General features: G+C 42.9%; 14 protein-coding genes. 5 read left to right on the forward strand and 9 right to left on the reverse strand.

The window, feature by feature from the left end; translation table 11 throughout:
• Window positions 1-48 precede the first annotated feature (48 nt).
• The 6 genes from CDG61_RS09700 to CDG61_RS09725 all read right to left on the reverse strand — a co-directional run bounded on the left by CDG61_RS09700 (window position 49) and on the right by CDG61_RS09725 (window position 6,839).
• Window positions 49-483, reverse strand: a complete 435-nt coding sequence (locus CDG61_RS09700) for an HIT domain-containing protein (RefSeq protein WP_087512249.1) — start codon at window positions 481-483, stop codon at window positions 49-51.
• A 312-nt stretch (window positions 484-795) separates the two neighbouring features.
• Window positions 796-4,263, reverse strand: coding sequence for a transcription-repair coupling factor (gene mfd, locus CDG61_RS09705; RefSeq protein ID WP_087551039.1), 3,468 nt, complete (start codon window positions 4,261-4,263; stop codon window positions 796-798).
• An 88-nt stretch (window positions 4,264-4,351) separates the two neighbouring features.
• A complete protein-coding gene (locus tag CDG61_RS09710; protein ID WP_087551075.1) occupies window positions 4,352-4,705 on the reverse strand; it encodes a hypothetical protein in 354 nt (117 codons plus the stop codon).
• Window positions 4,706-4,836: 131 nt separating this feature from the next.
• Complete coding sequence (locus tag CDG61_RS09715; RefSeq protein WP_087551038.1) at window positions 4,837-5,622, reverse strand: glutathione S-transferase N-terminal domain-containing protein; 786 nt, start codon at window positions 5,620-5,622, stop codon at window positions 4,837-4,839.
• A 29-nt stretch (window positions 5,623-5,651) separates the two neighbouring features.
• Window positions 5,652-6,161: a ribonuclease E activity regulator RraA gene (gene rraA / locus CDG61_RS09720; protein ID WP_087551037.1), complete on the reverse strand. Its 510-nt coding sequence runs from the start codon at window positions 6,159-6,161 to the stop codon at window positions 5,652-5,654.
• Window positions 6,162-6,173: 12 nt separating this feature from the next.
• Entirely contained in the window at window positions 6,174-6,839 is a 666-nt protein-coding gene (locus CDG61_RS09725) for an NAD(P)H-binding protein (RefSeq protein ID WP_087551036.1), read from the reverse strand.
• Between the two features lie 214 nt (window positions 6,840-7,053).
• Between CDG61_RS09725 and rpsT the strand changes: the two genes are divergently transcribed.
• Window positions 7,054-7,323 (forward strand): 30S ribosomal protein S20, encoded by a 270-nt coding sequence (gene rpsT / locus CDG61_RS09730; protein WP_087512254.1) that lies wholly within the window; start codon window positions 7,054-7,056, stop codon window positions 7,321-7,323.
• A gap of 205 nt (window positions 7,324-7,528) precedes the next feature.
• Window positions 7,529-8,239: a DUF3592 domain-containing protein gene (locus CDG61_RS09735; RefSeq protein ID WP_147387783.1), complete on the forward strand. Its 711-nt coding sequence runs from the start codon at window positions 7,529-7,531 to the stop codon at window positions 8,237-8,239.
• Between the two features lie 39 nt (window positions 8,240-8,278).
• On the opposite strand, the gene CDG61_RS09740 is transcribed toward CDG61_RS09735, so the two are convergent.
• The 3 genes from CDG61_RS09740 to CDG61_RS09750 form a co-directional block, all read right to left on the reverse strand.
• On the reverse strand, window positions 8,279-10,948 hold the full coding sequence (locus CDG61_RS09740) for a M66 family metalloprotease (protein ID WP_087551034.1): 2,670 nt from the start codon (window positions 10,946-10,948) through the stop codon (window positions 8,279-8,281).
• A gap of 362 nt (window positions 10,949-11,310) precedes the next feature.
• The gene (locus CDG61_RS09745) at window positions 11,311-12,045 is read right to left on the reverse strand and encodes a histidine phosphatase family protein (RefSeq protein ID WP_087512256.1); all 735 of its coding nucleotides are present in this window, start codon (window positions 12,043-12,045) and stop codon (window positions 11,311-11,313) included.
• 55 nt (window positions 12,046-12,100) lie between these two features.
• Window positions 12,101-12,952, reverse strand: a complete 852-nt coding sequence (locus CDG61_RS09750; protein ID WP_087551033.1) for a 3'(2'),5'-bisphosphate nucleotidase CysQ family protein — start codon at window positions 12,950-12,952, stop codon at window positions 12,101-12,103.
• An 11-nt stretch (window positions 12,953-12,963) separates the two neighbouring features.
• Between CDG61_RS09750 and CDG61_RS09755 the strand changes: the two genes are divergently transcribed.
• The 3 genes from CDG61_RS09755 to recA all read left to right on the forward strand — a co-directional run bounded on the left by CDG61_RS09755 (window position 12,964) and on the right by recA (window position 15,260).
• Entirely contained in the window at window positions 12,964-13,650 is a 687-nt protein-coding gene (locus tag CDG61_RS09755) for an HAD-IA family hydrolase (protein ID WP_087551032.1), read from the forward strand.
• Window positions 13,643-14,068 (forward strand): RNA-binding S4 domain-containing protein, encoded by a 426-nt coding sequence (locus CDG61_RS09760; protein ID WP_087551031.1) that lies wholly within the window; start codon window positions 13,643-13,645, stop codon window positions 14,066-14,068. Before CDG61_RS09755 ends, CDG61_RS09760 begins: the two co-directional genes overlap by 8 nt.
• 145 nt (window positions 14,069-14,213) lie before the next feature.
• Complete coding sequence (gene recA, locus CDG61_RS09765) at window positions 14,214-15,260, forward strand: recombinase RecA (protein ID WP_087551030.1); 1,047 nt, start codon at window positions 14,214-14,216, stop codon at window positions 15,258-15,260.
• The last annotated feature ends 76 nt before the right edge of the window (window positions 15,261-15,336 follow it).

Below are 15,336 nucleotides of genomic sequence, written 5' to 3' on the forward strand. Positions count from 1 at the left end.
CTTTCGGACTTTACAGTTACACATCCCTATGCAACCGAAATGTGAATATCAATCCATGCGCCAGTCAAACGGCATATCACCCTGACCACGCAGTGCCAGCATCAGCGTCTGGCGCATATGTGCCAGTACTTCATTGTTATATGGAACTGCCGGCGTACCCCATACAGGTTTTGGCCATGCAACATCATTCTGATAGCGTACAACGTGATGAAAATGCAGCTGTGGAACCATGTTACCTAAAGCAGCTACATTCATTTTGTCTGCACGGAACACACGTGATAACTGACTGGATAACCAGCTTGATTCGCGTAAAAACTGTTCCTGATCCGCCTGGCTGAGTTCGTATAATTCTGTAACACCAGGTACACGTGGAATAAGAATCAACCACGGGAACTGCATATCATTCATTAAACGACATGTTGACAGCGGAAAATCGCCTACAAAAAAAGTATCTTGAGCAAGTTGTGGATGCAAACTAAACATATCTTTATAAATGATGCAAAATTAGAATGATGACCAATACTATCACATACAAATCAGTGTGAATATTCCATAGAGCGTGTTTCAATGCAAATAAAGCTATATTTGCTTTGAAATCCATCACACTTCAACTTTAATAAATTATCTAAAAAAATCAAGAACTTCTTTCCGCTTATTTTCCTGATTTCAATCGTTTAAAATAATCATATAGTTTTCAGATACTTTCAGGAAGCCTCTGTATTTTGCGCTGTTCCCACCTATGGGCTCATGACACACATAACAGAGCTTCCTCCTGAAAGAATCAGATCAACCAGACTATGGCTTAAGACCTGATTCACTGACCAGACTGTTCAGCAGATCACTGATAAATCTGATCCGTTTTTCATACTCTTCCATCATGACCATAACCCTCAGTCGCTGCCCACCTTCCATTCGGAACCAGGTCGGATGCTTCTGCATCATCTGAATAATGGTGATTGCCTGTACGGGAGTGTCTGGTGAAAATTCAATAGAACCGCCGTTTGCACTCAGATCAATTTTAGTAATTTCAAGTTTTTCGGCAATGATCCGAATCTGATGCACACTGAAAAGCTGTTTGACCTGTACAGGTGGCACACCAAAACGGTCAATCAGTTCCATACGGATATGATCCAGTTTTTCCTGAGTATTTGCATTACTGATACGCTTATAGAACATCAGACGCTGATGGACATCACCCAAATATTCATCGGGGATCAGCGCAGGCATATGCAGGTTGATTTCCGCTGTCAGTGACAATGGTGCATCGAAATTTGGAGTTTTTCCGTTCTGAATGGCTTTGGTCGCCTTTTCAAGCATTTCCATATACAGACTGTAGCCTATTGCCTGCATGGAACCACTTTGCTGTTCGCCCAGCAGTTCACCCGCTCCACGGATTTCCAGATCTTCGGTCGCAAGCATGAAACCGGCACCCAGCGTAGATGCCCGGCTGATGGCATCCAGACGCTTTTCGGCATCACCTTTCAAGCCTTTGATTGAAGGTACCATGAGGTAAGCATAGGCCTGATGATGTGAACGTCCAACCCGCCCACGCAGCTGATGCAGCTGAGCCAGTCCAAGTTTGTCTGCCCGTTCTATAATGATGGTATTGGCATTTGGTACATCAATACCTGTCTCAATAATGGTTGAACAGACCAGGACATTAAATTCTTTATGGTAGAACTGCTGCATAACCTGCTCCAGTTCACGCTCACGCATCTGACCATGTGCAACAGCAACACGGGCTTCAGGCACCAGGTTACGGATATTTTCCGCAGCACGTTCAATCGTATCCACTTCATTATGAAGAATATAGACCTGCCCACCACGCAGCAATTCACGCAGAATCGCTTCTTTCATGGTTTCATCGGTCTGTTCATTGACAAATGTTTTGACTGCAAGACGACGTGCAGGAGGCGTTGCAATAATAGATAAATCACGCATGCCGCTGAATGCCATATTCAACGTCCGTGGAATCGGAGTTGCCGTCAGGGTCAGCATATCCACATCTGCACGCATCGCTTTAATACGCTCTTTATCACGTACGCCAAAGCGATGCTCTTCATCGACAATCATCAGCCCTAAATTTTTAAACTGGATATTTTCCTGCAGGATTTTATGTGTGCCAATCACAATATCTACTTTACCATCAGCAAGATCTTCAATGGTTCTGGTATGTGCTTTACTTGTTCCGAAGCGGGACAGAACCTCTATGCGGATAGGCCAGTCAGCAAAACGGTCTTTGAAAGATTCATAATGCTGCTGCGCCAGCAAGGTTGTCGGCACAAGTACTGCGACCTGCTTATTGTTCTGAACAGCTACAAATGCAGCCCGCATCGCGACTTCAGTCTTACCAAAGCCCACATCACCACAGACCAGTCGGTCCATCGGTTTTGCCAGCTGCATGTCATAAAGTGTGGCTTCGATGGCATTCGCCTGATCCAGTGTTTCTTCATAAGCAAAACCACTTGAAAACTGCATATAGCTGCTTTGCTCAAGTTCAAAACTGATCCCAGGTTTTGCCTGACGACGTGCCTGAATATGCAGTAGTTCTGCTGCTACATCGTGAATCTGCTCCAATGCTTTACGTTTGGCTTTGTTCCAGGCATCTGTACCCAGTTTGTGTAGAGGTGCAAGATCAGGATCTCCACCACTGAAGCGACTGATCAGATGCAGGTTGGTCACAGGAACATAGACTTTAGCTTCATCTGCATAATTCAGCTGTAAAAACTCGTAGTCCTGATCATCAATATTCAGCGTGATCAGACCTGCATAACGCCCAACACCATGATCAATATGTACAACAGGCGCACCAATACTCAGCTCTGTCAGACTGCGAACCAGAAACTCTTCAGAAACTTCATGCTGACGTTTACGACGGCGTTGAACCACTCGATGTTCATACAGCTGATTCTCTGAAATAACCGAAAGATGATCTGTAATGACCAGCCCTCGATCCAGAGGTGCATTGGTGATTGCTACTGAAAAATGTGATTGCTGAAATTCAGCAAAGTTACTGACTACAGGAATTTCACCCAGCGTTGGGCATAAAGCATCTTTCAGGGTTTCACGGCGTCCTGCACTTTCTGCCACCAGCAATACAGGATGATTTGCGTCATCAATATATTTTTTGACGGCTGAAAAAGGTTTTTCCTGCTTCGGATCTACAGCTAAGCGTGGCGGTAATTCTGCGGATAAATTCAATGCGCCTGAACGGATTTCCACAACTTCTGTATCTGCAATGATGCGTGGAAACTGATTCAGAAATTCAAAGATCTGATTGGGCTGTAAAAAAATCTGTTCAGGGGGTAGTAAGGGCTGATCCACATTATGACGGCGGTCTTCATAACGGCGCATCACATCTTTCCAGAAACTGGTCAACCCATCTTCCAGATGTTTATCTGTAATGACAACTGCATTACCAGGTAGGTACGATATGAGGCTGCTTTGGGTCTGCATAGCCTCTGCACTGAAGAACAATGGGAAATAAAAGTCCAGCCCTGGTGATGCAATACCTTCCATGACATCCTGATAAATTGGATTTTTCTTTGGGTTTGCAGTTGGAAAACTTTCTGCATAACGATCACGAAAGGTAGAGCGTGCTTCTTTCAGTGGAAATTCTTTGGCAGGAAGAACAGTAAAACTTTCTATTTTTGTTGTTGTTCTCTGAGTTTCAGGATCAAAAAATTTCAGCGTATCAATTTCATTATCAAACAGGTCTATACGGATCGGAGCATCCTGTCCAGATGCATAAATATCCATAATACTGCCTCGCACAGCAAATTCGCCATGATCATAAACAGTATCCACAAGATGATAACCTGCCTGAATCAGTCGCAGTTTCTGCTGCTCCAGATCAAATGTCTGACCGATTTTAATATCGAAATGTTCACCCAGTACCCACGATGTCGGTGCTACACGCTGAGCCAGTGTAGTCGCTGAAACAAGCAGAATACCCGACTGAGGCATGTTGGATAAAATTGAAAGGCGTTCCGACACAATATCCTGGTGTGGAGAAAGTCGGTCATAAGGCAAAATTTCCCAGTCCGGAAAAATAGTCGGTTTTATACCATAAAACTCAAGTTCACTTTCCAGTTGCCCCAGATGCTGATTGTTTCTTGCCACCAGTACAAATAACTGGCTAGATTTTTCTGAAATTTCCTTGAACAGTAATGCAGCTGATGAACCAAGCATGGAACCAATCCAGCGTTTTTCACCAGCTTTGAGTTGTTTTAAATTCAGTTCTGAAATTTCTTGTGTAAACATAATCGCTTTGGGTCAGAATGACATGGGCGATAGTTTAACATGATGCATCAAAGGCAAGCATTCATTTCATGACTAAGTTCAGTGAGTATCAGCGATCCCGTTTAAACTGTTTATAATAGTCATTCAACTTAAAAATCACAGTCTTCAGCTGTTGTAGATTTTCTTCGTTATTGCCTAAACGAGCCACATAACGACCTGATGCAATTTCCAGATCTATTTTTTCATTGATCAGAATTGCTTTATAAAAAAGTTCTTTTAAATCATCAAAATTATTCAGTTTACGGTTAGAAAAATATTCCAGCCGTTCAGACAGACTGTTGGCAACAATTCCATCGACAATAAAACCCCGCTCTGCATCGATCTGAATATTATTTTTTTCTAAAAACTCAAGTTCAGCTTTCGCCTCTTTACCTTTAAATAAATCAGCAATTCTGTTCAACATCTGATATTCCAGCATTCCAAGCAATAGTTCAGTTTAGTTTGATTTAAACCCATATAAAAGTATAGATATGCTTAGGCTATTTTATTCCAATGGTAAAAAAAGCATCCTTTCGGATGCTTCATGACGCAAGATTATGCATATCTACGTTTTAAATAATCCACAATAACCTCAGATTCAAAAAGTTTTGCACCTGTATTAGGATCTGCCAGATAAGGCACCTGAATATCTTTTTTATGACGGCCCATGACTGGAACTACTTTTTCACGTTTTCCTCCAGCCAGAGGAATATATTTGCCTGGTTTTAAACGTAAAACCGATGGTCCCTGATCCTGCCAGCGTTCTTTTGCTACGTTATGAAAAACAAAAGGCAGTTCCAGTTCGGTCAGAATCCCACGCACGATACGGGTATATGGACTAGCTTCAAAACCCCACAGTTCCAGAAGCTGTTCAGGTGTTTCACGGTTTATAATTTTTTTATTGACCCAGACACCCCGTGCGCCATTCAACAGTGTTCCTGCTAAAGCAACGATTGGATATTTTGGATAATGTGCATATTTTTCAGGCGTTTTGCCACTTTTGCCATAATGCTGAAACAGGTAATGAATAATATCCTGTGATTCATACATGGCTGTGCCGGTATTTTCATCTACAAAATACGGAAAACGCAGTTTACCGCCTTGCTCTTTGACGATTTTACGGAATTTAGTACCGCCTTTTGGGCATGGATACACTTCATAATCCAGGTTCAGTAAAGTCATCACTTCACGGACACGGCGACAAAATGGTGAACCTTCAAACTCATACAGTTTTAACGCTTTTTCAGGCTGAACTGGAAATGCGGTTCCGTTTGCTCCACGACCACCTTCTGTCAGCGAAGTCGCCAGAGCCTGAATGACTTTGATTTGATGATACACCATTTTGTTATCTCCAGGCTTTGCGCCTATTTTTATAAATCGACCAGTTTTTCTTTGGATACAACAATTCCGTTATTATCTGCATAGACATAATCACCAGAATTGAATGTCACACTGCCAAAATACAGTGGAACATCAACCTCGCCTATGCCTTTACGGTTACTTTTTTGAGGAATTGAAGCCAATGCATGTACTCCCAGATCGAGTTCTGCAATTGCATCAACATCTCGGACACATCCGTAAATAATCACACCATTCCAGTTATTTTTTACAGCAGATTCAGCAATCATGTCACCCATCAGTGCGCAGCGCATTGATGCACCACCATCCACAACAAGTACTTTGCCCTTGCCATCTGTAGCAAGCAACTGTTTGACACGTGAGTTATCTTCAAAACATTTTACAGTGACAATCTGACCACCAAAACTTTTACGCGCGCCATAGCTACGGAAAAAACGACCATCGAGCGATGGAATCAGAGTCTGAATATCTTTTTCAGGATGATCATCAAGTAAATCACAGGTAACGAATGCAACAGTCATGCTTATTTCCTTTTATATGGATTTTTGTATGCGTAAATTATCATAAATTTCAAATGGCTTTTCCTGCTTTTGTGCAGCCTCGACCATAGTATGAGCCACCTGTTCAGCAGTCACAGGCTTATATTTAAATGAATCTGGAACCAGATAAGCGAATTTTCTGTACAGCTTCTGTGTCGCATCTTCAAGTGTACGCTGTTCAGTACGCTCACCCAGCAACAGTGATGGACGCACGATAGACGCCTTACTCAGTTGCAGTACCTGAACATGATCTTCAAGCTGTCCTTTGACCTGATTATAAAAAATTTTAGATCCAGCTTTAGCCCCCATGGCACTGACCAGCAGATAATGTGTCGCTGTTTCTTCAAACAGATCGGCAAAATGTGCATTGATTTCAAAATCAATATTATAAAATGCTGATTTCGACCCTGCTTTTTTTATCGTACTCCCAAGGCAACTGAAAGCATGGCTATAACCATTTACATCTTCATCATTCAGTAACAGAAAATCAGACAGAACCAGCTGTTCAACCTTATTTAAACTTTTAAACAGCTCATCTTCATATCGGACCACTGCTGTTATCTTTTTACATGAAGGCAGCTGGTTCAGTTGTTTCAGCAGTTCTCTACCCACCAGACCCGTTGCCCCGATCACGATTGCACTTTCAATTGATTTTGTCATTTTTTAACCACTCACTCCCTCTCAGCACTAATCTAACGATTTAATTCAAAAAAATCTTCATCTAAAATGTTGCCAAAGTATGTCAAGGCTTGACTTCCGTGCTCTATTTAATCACAATATGGCACTTGTTTACGGGCTGGTGAAAATTCTCTGATGTAGGTTTTCAGATGTAATTTCAGCCCGCCCAGACCAATCTATTTCAAGGAGTGCACGAGTGGCAAACTCTGCTCAAGCAAAAAAACGTGCTCGTCAAAACGTTAAAGCACGTAAACACAACGCTAGCTTACGTTCTATGGTTCGTACTTATATCAAACGTACAGTAGCTGCTATTGCAGCTGGTGAACATGCTGCTGCTGCTGAAGCATACAAAGTAGCGGTTCCTGTAATCGACCGTATGGCTGATAAAGGCATCATCCATAAAAACAAAGCTGCTCGTCATAAGAGCCGTTTAAATGCACAAGTTAAAGCATTAGTTGCTAAATAATTTTGCATTTGAAAAAAGCCCGCAAGGGCTTTTTTTATACCTGAAATAAATTCATTCTTATTAAAACGACACAATTAAAAACGAATTTCAGCAACACCATCTTCTATACTCTCAAAATTAAAACCCATGATAAAAACGAATAATGACAACATCAGGCTATATTTTTGTAATCTGCTTTTTTCTGTTGGTGATCTGGTCAAGATGGTTGGCAATCAGACTGATCCGCAAAAGCAACACGGATACTTCTGAAAAAATCACCCTCAGCACATATATTTTTCCGGCACTGATTATTTTTGTCATTTCATCACTGGTTATTCCCTTTTCCTTTTTCATTCCACAGTCAGTATATAACCTGTTCAGCAAACCAGCTTACGAAGCAACCATACAGCGCTACAGCAGCGAATGGGTCAACAACCCTGGCAAAGGGGGCAACCGAATCCTGATGTACCACAGCTATGTCAGTTTTCAGACTGAAGACGGTATAGTTCACAAAGACATACCCACCGATATACGCTCCGGAGGAAGACCTGTCATTGGAGATAAAGTTACGATTGTCTATACTCCAGGTGATAAAAGAGTCGGAGAAAAGTCTGCCCGTAGTGGTCTGCTGCTTTTTGCAGGCGGTTTAATGACATTCATGATGGCAATGGTGCTCTATACGCTGTTTTCTTATGCCATGAACTTCAAAACAAAGTCTTTAGGGAATCTATGGAGTTTTCTGCTTCTTCGGGTCATGATCCCATTTGCAACATTTGGCATGTTTGCACTGCTTCTCAGTGTTGTTTATAAATATATTTTTTTAGGAAATCCTGCAAATGATCCTGTGATCGTACCGATTCTTTGTGGATTTTTTGCATTTTCATTATTACCACTGATGATTTTACTGGTGCGCCCCAGATCAAAACATACAGAATAAGCCCCCGAAGGAGCTTATTCATCATGATCATTTACATATTTACTGACTGACTTCAGATGTCATCAGACGAGTGATCAGTCCAAGATTTTCAGCTTTTGACAATCCAAGAATCAGACTCTGATTCTGCTCCATTATTGTCCATTTCTGGTTTGCACCATTGGTACATCCATAACGGATCAGACGGGCGCGGTTTTCTTTCAGATTGCCACCTTCAAGATCGAAACACTGATTTGCCTGTCTGATTGTTCCAGTTGCTTCATGCAAACTCCAGAGCTGATTTGCCTGATTGCTCTGACAGGTAGCCATACTGATAACATTACCACCACCCGTTGTCAGACACTGATCCAGCGCGGCACGGTTATGAATCTTACCGTCAATATCGTAAATCCACTGTTCAGTTTCATCATTGCTGCAACCACTTGCACCGCTGATATAAGCATTCAGCTGACCATTTGCCAGCGTTTCAGTTTTCAGACAGTTTGTTCTGTTCTTGATACTGGTCACTCCCTGCAGAGGTTTTTCCTGATCCAGTCTCAATACTGTCAGAAAGTTTTTAAAAGCTGATTTAGCCTCAGGCACACCTGATGTCAGATCAGCACGATAAGCATCCACCCAACGGTTTAAACGGTGCATGGTGCCTGTCTGCTGGACGTAACGGTCAAACACAGCCTGTGCAGCAGCTGAAAGCTCTGATTTATACGCCGAATACGAATCCATCCAGAGCCGTGCATCTGTTCCCAGGTGAATCACAGATTTATCTGCATTTTCAAGCAAGGCCTGTTCCAGCAGTGGCAACTCAATCTTTCTCAGCGCACTGTAACCCGCTTCACGACCAATTTTCACATATGCAGGCAGAGCTGCTAAAACAGGAATATCAATCTGTGACAGTTTAACGGCATCAGCTCCTACTTTCTGGCAGAACAGCTCTACGTGTTGTGGCTGATCGCTCTGTGCAAGATTGATATGGAATTTATTGGCTTTACTGTTGGCTGCCAGCTGAGCCGGTGCAAGTGCGATATTTTTTGCACCATTTGCAAACTGTACATTTAACCAGCAGTTGGCCGTACCTGCAGACAATACTGGTGCAGGCAGATTAAAGACATTCCCCCAGTTACCACGTGCCGCAGGATAAATAATACCGCTCTGGTTCTCTACATCGTAACCACCCAGAATGGTATATACAGGCACACCAAACATAGCAGGCTTCAGATAGTTACCATCTGCACTGTTATACCAGACCCCACTTGATTTAGGCACTTTAGGCTGAACGACTTCCATTTTTCTGGTCGTCTCATTCCATTTTTTATAGCCCGTAGGAGATTTTTCATCCCAGACATGGCGTGCATTGAAGTGCGGCTGAATCTTCCAGCGGGTGCTGTAACCCGTGTAGTGGGTATAACGGGAAATCGAACTGGACGAATATCCACCCGACATCGCATCTTTACCATACGGATACAGGTTCTGGAAGTTAGGAATACCATTACTTCCATCTCCAAGGTTTTTATTGCCCCAGTCCAGGTTGCCCCGCATTTTGTTACGGTAGGCAATATAACCCCATCCGCTGTCTGCATGATGCGCCGCCCAGAACATGTTGTTTCCAACAGAACCCGGGTAGTGCCCCAGTCCATAATGATGCCCGATTTCATGACTGAACTCATTTCCAACAGAGTCAATAATGGTCAGCATACCATTACCACCACTCAGACCATGATTTGCTTCACCATTGGCGTATTTACCACGTGCATGATGCACCACAACACTCTGAGTCAACTGTGGCTGTTCCTGACTTGCCATGGATGAAGATGTCACGCCCCAGTTCGCAAGATTAGTTCCCACACTGAAGGTTGATTTTGCAGTATTTTCCCGCATATCTCCATCATAATAACCACCATTTGATGCACTGACAGAATCATAAATTGTGCCGCTAGCGATCATGACCCGATCAAGTTTCATATCATCATATTTAGTAACAATCATCTGTGCAGCAGGAATTGTCTGAAAATAATCCGTTCCCGCTTTTTCAGGCTCAAGCAACATATAATGACCGCTTGATTTAGGTGGATCGGTCAAAAGACCTAAACGGATATTCTGTAATACAAGCTCACCCGGTGCAGCAAAATCAATACTTTCAGCCGTAATCTCACCACGTTTACCTGAGTCCGGCTGAACAATCTGAATACTCAGACCAGGCACAACCTCATCCCACTTCAACACAGCCGACCATGCTTTTTTTGAATACAGCACTTTAGGTCTGTCATCCGTATTTGCCTGATCAGACAGCGGAAGCTGAGCTGGATCATTCAATTCAACTGTTCTGAGCAAACGGCCATCCTGGTAAATTTCAGCATTTAAACGCCGAATATCTCCCATACCCTGTACAGGTGTCACCAGCAGTAACGCTTCACGTTCACCGGTCAGGCGAGGCATATTCTTATCTTCATTTCCTTTCGGATCTACAACATGCCCCTGTGCAAACTGAAGCATAGCTTCAAAATTCCCACTCAGATCATTGCGGATTTCGCGGTTCTGTCCCTCTGCATTTAAGTCATAAAAACCCAGCGTACTGCTCTCAATGCTGTCCTTTTCTGGCTCCGCATATTTTTGTACAACTCCACCTTCTGAAGCTGACTGGCTTCCGCCCCCGCCACCACAAGCCATAAGCATGGCTGATAGTGTACAAATAGTTAAATATTTATACTGAAGCTGCATCACATTTTCCAACTCAAAATTGGCACGATTCTCTAACAAAAAGAAAAATGTGCACTTATTAATTATGTTTTATCAAGCATTTAATGCTTAAGGCATGCTACACAATCAGATGTCAGAACTTCAATACTATTCACTTTTTTTATTAAATAATTATTCATGTATATTTGATCGTTATTAAGTTTTATTAAAACAATACAACTCAGTTTACAGATCAGGAGTGGAACAGGGAGAAAGACTTAAAATTATAATTTTACATATAACACTGATCAGAACAGAATTAAGGATGGGAACTGATCCACAAAAAATATGACCAATAAAAGCAGAGATACGAACGGATTTAAACAGTTGACACCAAATCAATATCAGCCATTTTTCTGAAAATCACGGATAGACAGCTCATGTCGCTCTCCCCGCCAGATCCATTTCAGATGAGAGTCCAGAAAATCCTCGCCTTCAAACCAGACAAACAGACCTTCCATCATTTCCGGCCAGTCCTGCTGAGTGACTTCATTCCGTCCTGAAATAACCGCCAGAATTGCAGCCAGAATCGTGTCATGACTGACAGCAAGGCTTAAACCATCCGCCTGCTGTGGATGTGTCTTATAAATCAGCTCCAGTACGTCTACAACTCCCGTAATCGGGTGTTTCATACCAGGCAGTGCATTATTGACAAAACTGTTGATAAACCCAAGCGCACCCTGCTTCCTGAAATATGGACCTGCCTGCTGGATATCCAGCACAAAACTTCCCGGTTCCACCAACAAACGCTGCTCCACTATTTCAATATGATGCGTATTGGGCTGAACAGTAATGGAATCAGCTCCCTGAATCATCAATGCTGCGGTATCCACACAGCGCTGAATTGGACTGGAGATGCAGTGCTGTACAGCACGGTCTGTATTTTCAATCAGATACGCTCCCCATGCCTGTGCAAGGTCACGCCCCTCAGAAGTCAGCTGAAGATCGTAACCTGCCAGTCCCTGACCACTGACAACCTCACGAATTGAATGTCGTGTAAACAGAGTCACTGGAGTTTTAACATCAGGCAATAAATCAATCGCCTTCAGCATACTGGTCGGGAGCAGGTCTAATGCCATGATTCAGTCAGATTTCAACAAATTTATGGACACTATAGCATGTTCTCTTTTTTGCTCAATGCTTGTACTGCATCTGCGTAAGTGCCTGTAAAGCAATTTTTTTCATATTTATATTCCGATAAGCAATGAAACCATTATTCAACAAGGTATCCCGTTGATTATACAGAAATGGACGCTGCCTGAAATCGACCAGCCCACCACCGATCCGTTCGATCAAACACTGACCTGCACTGGTATCCCATTCACAGGTTGGATGAAATCTTGGATAGATATCCACCTGATCTTCAAGCATCATGCAGAACTTATAAGCACTGCCCGCACGTACAGTTCCAAAAGACGCTATGTTTGCCAGTTCATCCAGATAAGCTGCATATTCCTGTTTCTCCTGACTGCTGTGACTCAAGCCCACACAAAGCTCATGCTCCGTTTCAGACGACTCAAAAACACTCCATTCACCTGAGTCTGTTTTCAGCTTAAGTGGCATACCCTGTTCAGGACAGACATAGATTACAGACTGAGCCGGAACAGCGAGCAAAGCGAATACAGTATCGGCACCTTTGATCATACTCAGATTGATTGTAAATTCGGGTCTTTTGTGCAGAAACTCTTTTGTTCCATCCAGAGGATCGAGCAACCAGAATTCTTTCCAGTTCTGCCGATGTTCAGCACTGCCTTCTTCAGACAGTAATGGCAGTTCAGAAATCTGTGCCAGTGCATCAGTCAGATAGCTGTTCACTCTGTAATCCGCCTGAGTTACAGGTGAATTATCGGATTTTTTTACAACGTCAAAATCTGCGCCTGAACAATAACGCTCATATTCTTCTCGCAAAATTTCACAGGCATGTGTCACAATGGGGATCAGTTTTTGTATAAGCGCATCCTGCGGCGCTGTTGTAATTTTAAACATTGAATTCCTATATGCTGAATATGTCTGAAAAACCTACCATCATTTTCGATATGGATGGAACCTTACTTGATCTGGCTTATGATGATCAGATCTGGAATCATCTGCTTCCTGAACGCTATTCCCAGATCCATCAGTGCTCACTGGAACAGAGTAAATCCACTCTTGCAGAATTTTATCAGGAACACAATCATACCCTGAAATGGTATTCATCCAGCTTCTGGACTTCAAAAATAGGCGTTGATGTACTGGCTCTGCAAATTGAATTTCAGCACAAAGTCGCTTTACGTGAAGGTTGTCTTGAATTACTGGACTATCTGAAAGAAAACCGTTATCCCTGCTGGCTTGCGACCAATGCCGATCTGGCAGGATTAAAGTTTAAACTTGAAATCACAGGTCTGGCTCAGTATTTCGATGTGATTGTCAGCAGTGAAAGTTTTGGACATTCCAAAGAGTTTCCTGAGTTCTGGCAAAAACTGAATACGCAGCACCCTTTTAATGCTGATCAGGTGTTCTTTGTAGACGATACTGAAAAGGTTTTACAGGGCGCACAAAATTATGGCATACAGAATCTTGTCACCATTCAGCAACCATCCTCCATGGGCAATATCCGACAGCATAGCGCTTATCCTATGCTGAACCGACTCACTGACTTAATTCCACTGATTGAACAGATTGAGGGAAATAAAAAATATGCCTGAAACCGCTGCGGGTATCCGAATTGATAAATGGCTATGGGCTGCACGATTTTTTAAAACACGCTCTATTGCCAAAGCTGCAATTGAAGGCGGAAAAGTCCACCACAATGGCGATCGGGTAAAAGTTTCAAGAGAAGTCCGTATAGGCATGGAACTGACCATTCAGCAGGGTTTTGACAAAAAAACCGTGACAGTCAAAGCACTCTCCAGTGTCCGGGGTCCTGCTCCAGTCGCCCAGCTTCTTTATGAGGAAACTGAGGTCAGTATTGCGCGCAGGGAATTGATTGCAACCCAGAGAAAGTTGCATAATCTAGCCCGACCTGACAATCGGCCAAGTAAAAAAGACCGTCGGGACATCAATAAGTTTAAACAGGACAATGATCACCAGTTTGACCAGTTCTGGTCATATAATGATGATTGAATTAAGCGTCATATTATGTCGCACATGATATGACTTTTATGGAACAGAAATATAAATTCTGTCACTATACTTGCCGTGGACAAGGTTTTAATTTAATACATCCACTTGAGTATATAGTTAAGTGACATCGTTTTGAGGTTGTAAGATGGATGATAACAAAAGTAAGGCACTGAATGCTGCACTGAGCCAGATTGAAAAACAGTTTGGTAAAAATACAGTCATGCGTCTTGGTGATAATAATGTACAGGCAGTTGAAGCAGTATCCACTGGTTCACTGACTCTTGATATTGCACTGGGTATTGGCGGTCTGCCAAAAGGTCGTATTGTTGAAATCTATGGTCCTGAATCTTCAGGTAAAACGACGATGACCCTCCAGGCCATTGCTCAGTGTCAGAAAGCTGGCGGAACCTGTGCATTCATTGATGCTGAACATGCACTTGATCCACAGTATGCCCGCAAGCTGGGTGTAGATATTGATAACCTGCTGGTTTCTCAGCCTGACAATGGTGAACAGGCGCTTGAGATTGCAGACATGCTGGTACGCTCTGGTGCGATTGACATGATTGTTGTCGACTCCGTAGCGGCATTGACACCACGTGCTGAAATCGAAGGTGAAATGGGCGATTCGCACATGGGCTTACAGGCTCGTTTAATGAGTCAGGCGCTGCGTAAAATCACCGGTAATGCTAAACGCTCGAACTGCATGGTGATCTTTATTAACCAGATCCGTATGAAAATCGGAGTCATGTTTGGCAGTCCTGAAACGACAACTGGTGGTAATGCACTGAAATTCTATGCTTCTGTACGCCTTGATATCCGCCGTGTCGGTCAGGTTAAAGAAGGTGATGAAATTGTAGGTTCTGAAACCAAAGTTAAAGTTGTTAAAAATAAAATGGCGCCTCCGTTCCGTGAAGCACTGTTCCAGATCCTGTACGGCAAAGGTGTTAACCACTTAGGCGAACTGGTGGATCTAGCTGTAGCACAGGAACTGGTTCAGAAAGCGGGTGCATGGTATTCATATAAAGGCGAAAAAATTGGTCAGGGTAAAAACAATGTGATCCGTCATCTTGAAGAAAACCCTCAGATTGTCCAGGAGCTGGATAAAGCAATCCGTGAACAGCTGTTGGTTACTGCAAATGCAGCACCTGCTGAAGAAAAAGACGAAGAAGAACCAGATTTTCTGGATGTCTAAGATTCAGCAATAATCAAACGCCTTTCGGGGCGTTTTTTTTATCATAATGCATATTCAAGCCCTTAATAGTCTGCAA

The sequence above is a fragment of the Acinetobacter sp. WCHAc010052 genome, assembly GCF_002165295.2.
Taxonomy (GTDB): Bacteria; Pseudomonadota; Gammaproteobacteria; order Pseudomonadales; family Moraxellaceae; genus Acinetobacter; species Acinetobacter chinensis.

What these genes read in the sequence shown, in the direction of transcription:
- CDG61_RS09740 (WP_087551034.1), bottom strand. Translation starts at nt 10,948, where the DNA reads ATGCAGCTTCAGTATAAATATTTAACTATTTGTACACTATCAGCCATG.
- mfd (WP_087551039.1), bottom strand. Translation starts at nt 4,263, where the DNA reads ATGTTTACACAAGAAATTTCAGAACTGAATTTAAAACAACTCAAAGCT.
- CDG61_RS09745 (WP_087512256.1), bottom strand. Translation starts at nt 12,045, where the DNA reads ATGGCATTAGACCTGCTCCCGACCAGTATGCTGAAGGCGATTGATTTA.
- CDG61_RS09760 (WP_087551031.1), top strand. Translation starts at nt 13,643, where the DNA reads ATGCCTGAAACCGCTGCGGGTATCCGAATTGATAAATGGCTATGGGCT.
- CDG61_RS09715 (WP_087551038.1), bottom strand. Translation starts at nt 5,622, where the DNA reads ATGGTGTATCATCAAATCAAAGTCATTCAGGCTCTGGCGACTTCGCTG.
- CDG61_RS09755 (WP_087551032.1), top strand. Translation starts at nt 12,964, where the DNA reads ATGCTGAATATGTCTGAAAAACCTACCATCATTTTCGATATGGATGGA.
- CDG61_RS09710 (WP_087551075.1), bottom strand. Translation starts at nt 4,705, where the DNA reads ATGTTGAACAGAATTGCTGATTTATTTAAAGGTAAAGAGGCGAAAGCT.
- CDG61_RS09725 (WP_087551036.1), bottom strand. Translation starts at nt 6,839, where the DNA reads ATGACAAAATCAATTGAAAGTGCAATCGTGATCGGGGCAACGGGTCTG.
- recA (WP_087551030.1), top strand. Translation starts at nt 14,214, where the DNA reads ATGGATGATAACAAAAGTAAGGCACTGAATGCTGCACTGAGCCAGATT.
- rraA (WP_087551037.1), bottom strand. Translation starts at nt 6,161, where the DNA reads ATGACTGTTGCATTCGTTACCTGTGATTTACTTGATGATCATCCTGAA.
- CDG61_RS09750 (WP_087551033.1), bottom strand. Translation starts at nt 12,952, where the DNA reads ATGTTTAAAATTACAACAGCGCCGCAGGATGCGCTTATACAAAAACTG.
- CDG61_RS09700 (WP_087512249.1), bottom strand. Translation starts at nt 483, where the DNA reads ATGTTTAGTTTGCATCCACAACTTGCTCAAGATACTTTTTTTGTAGGC.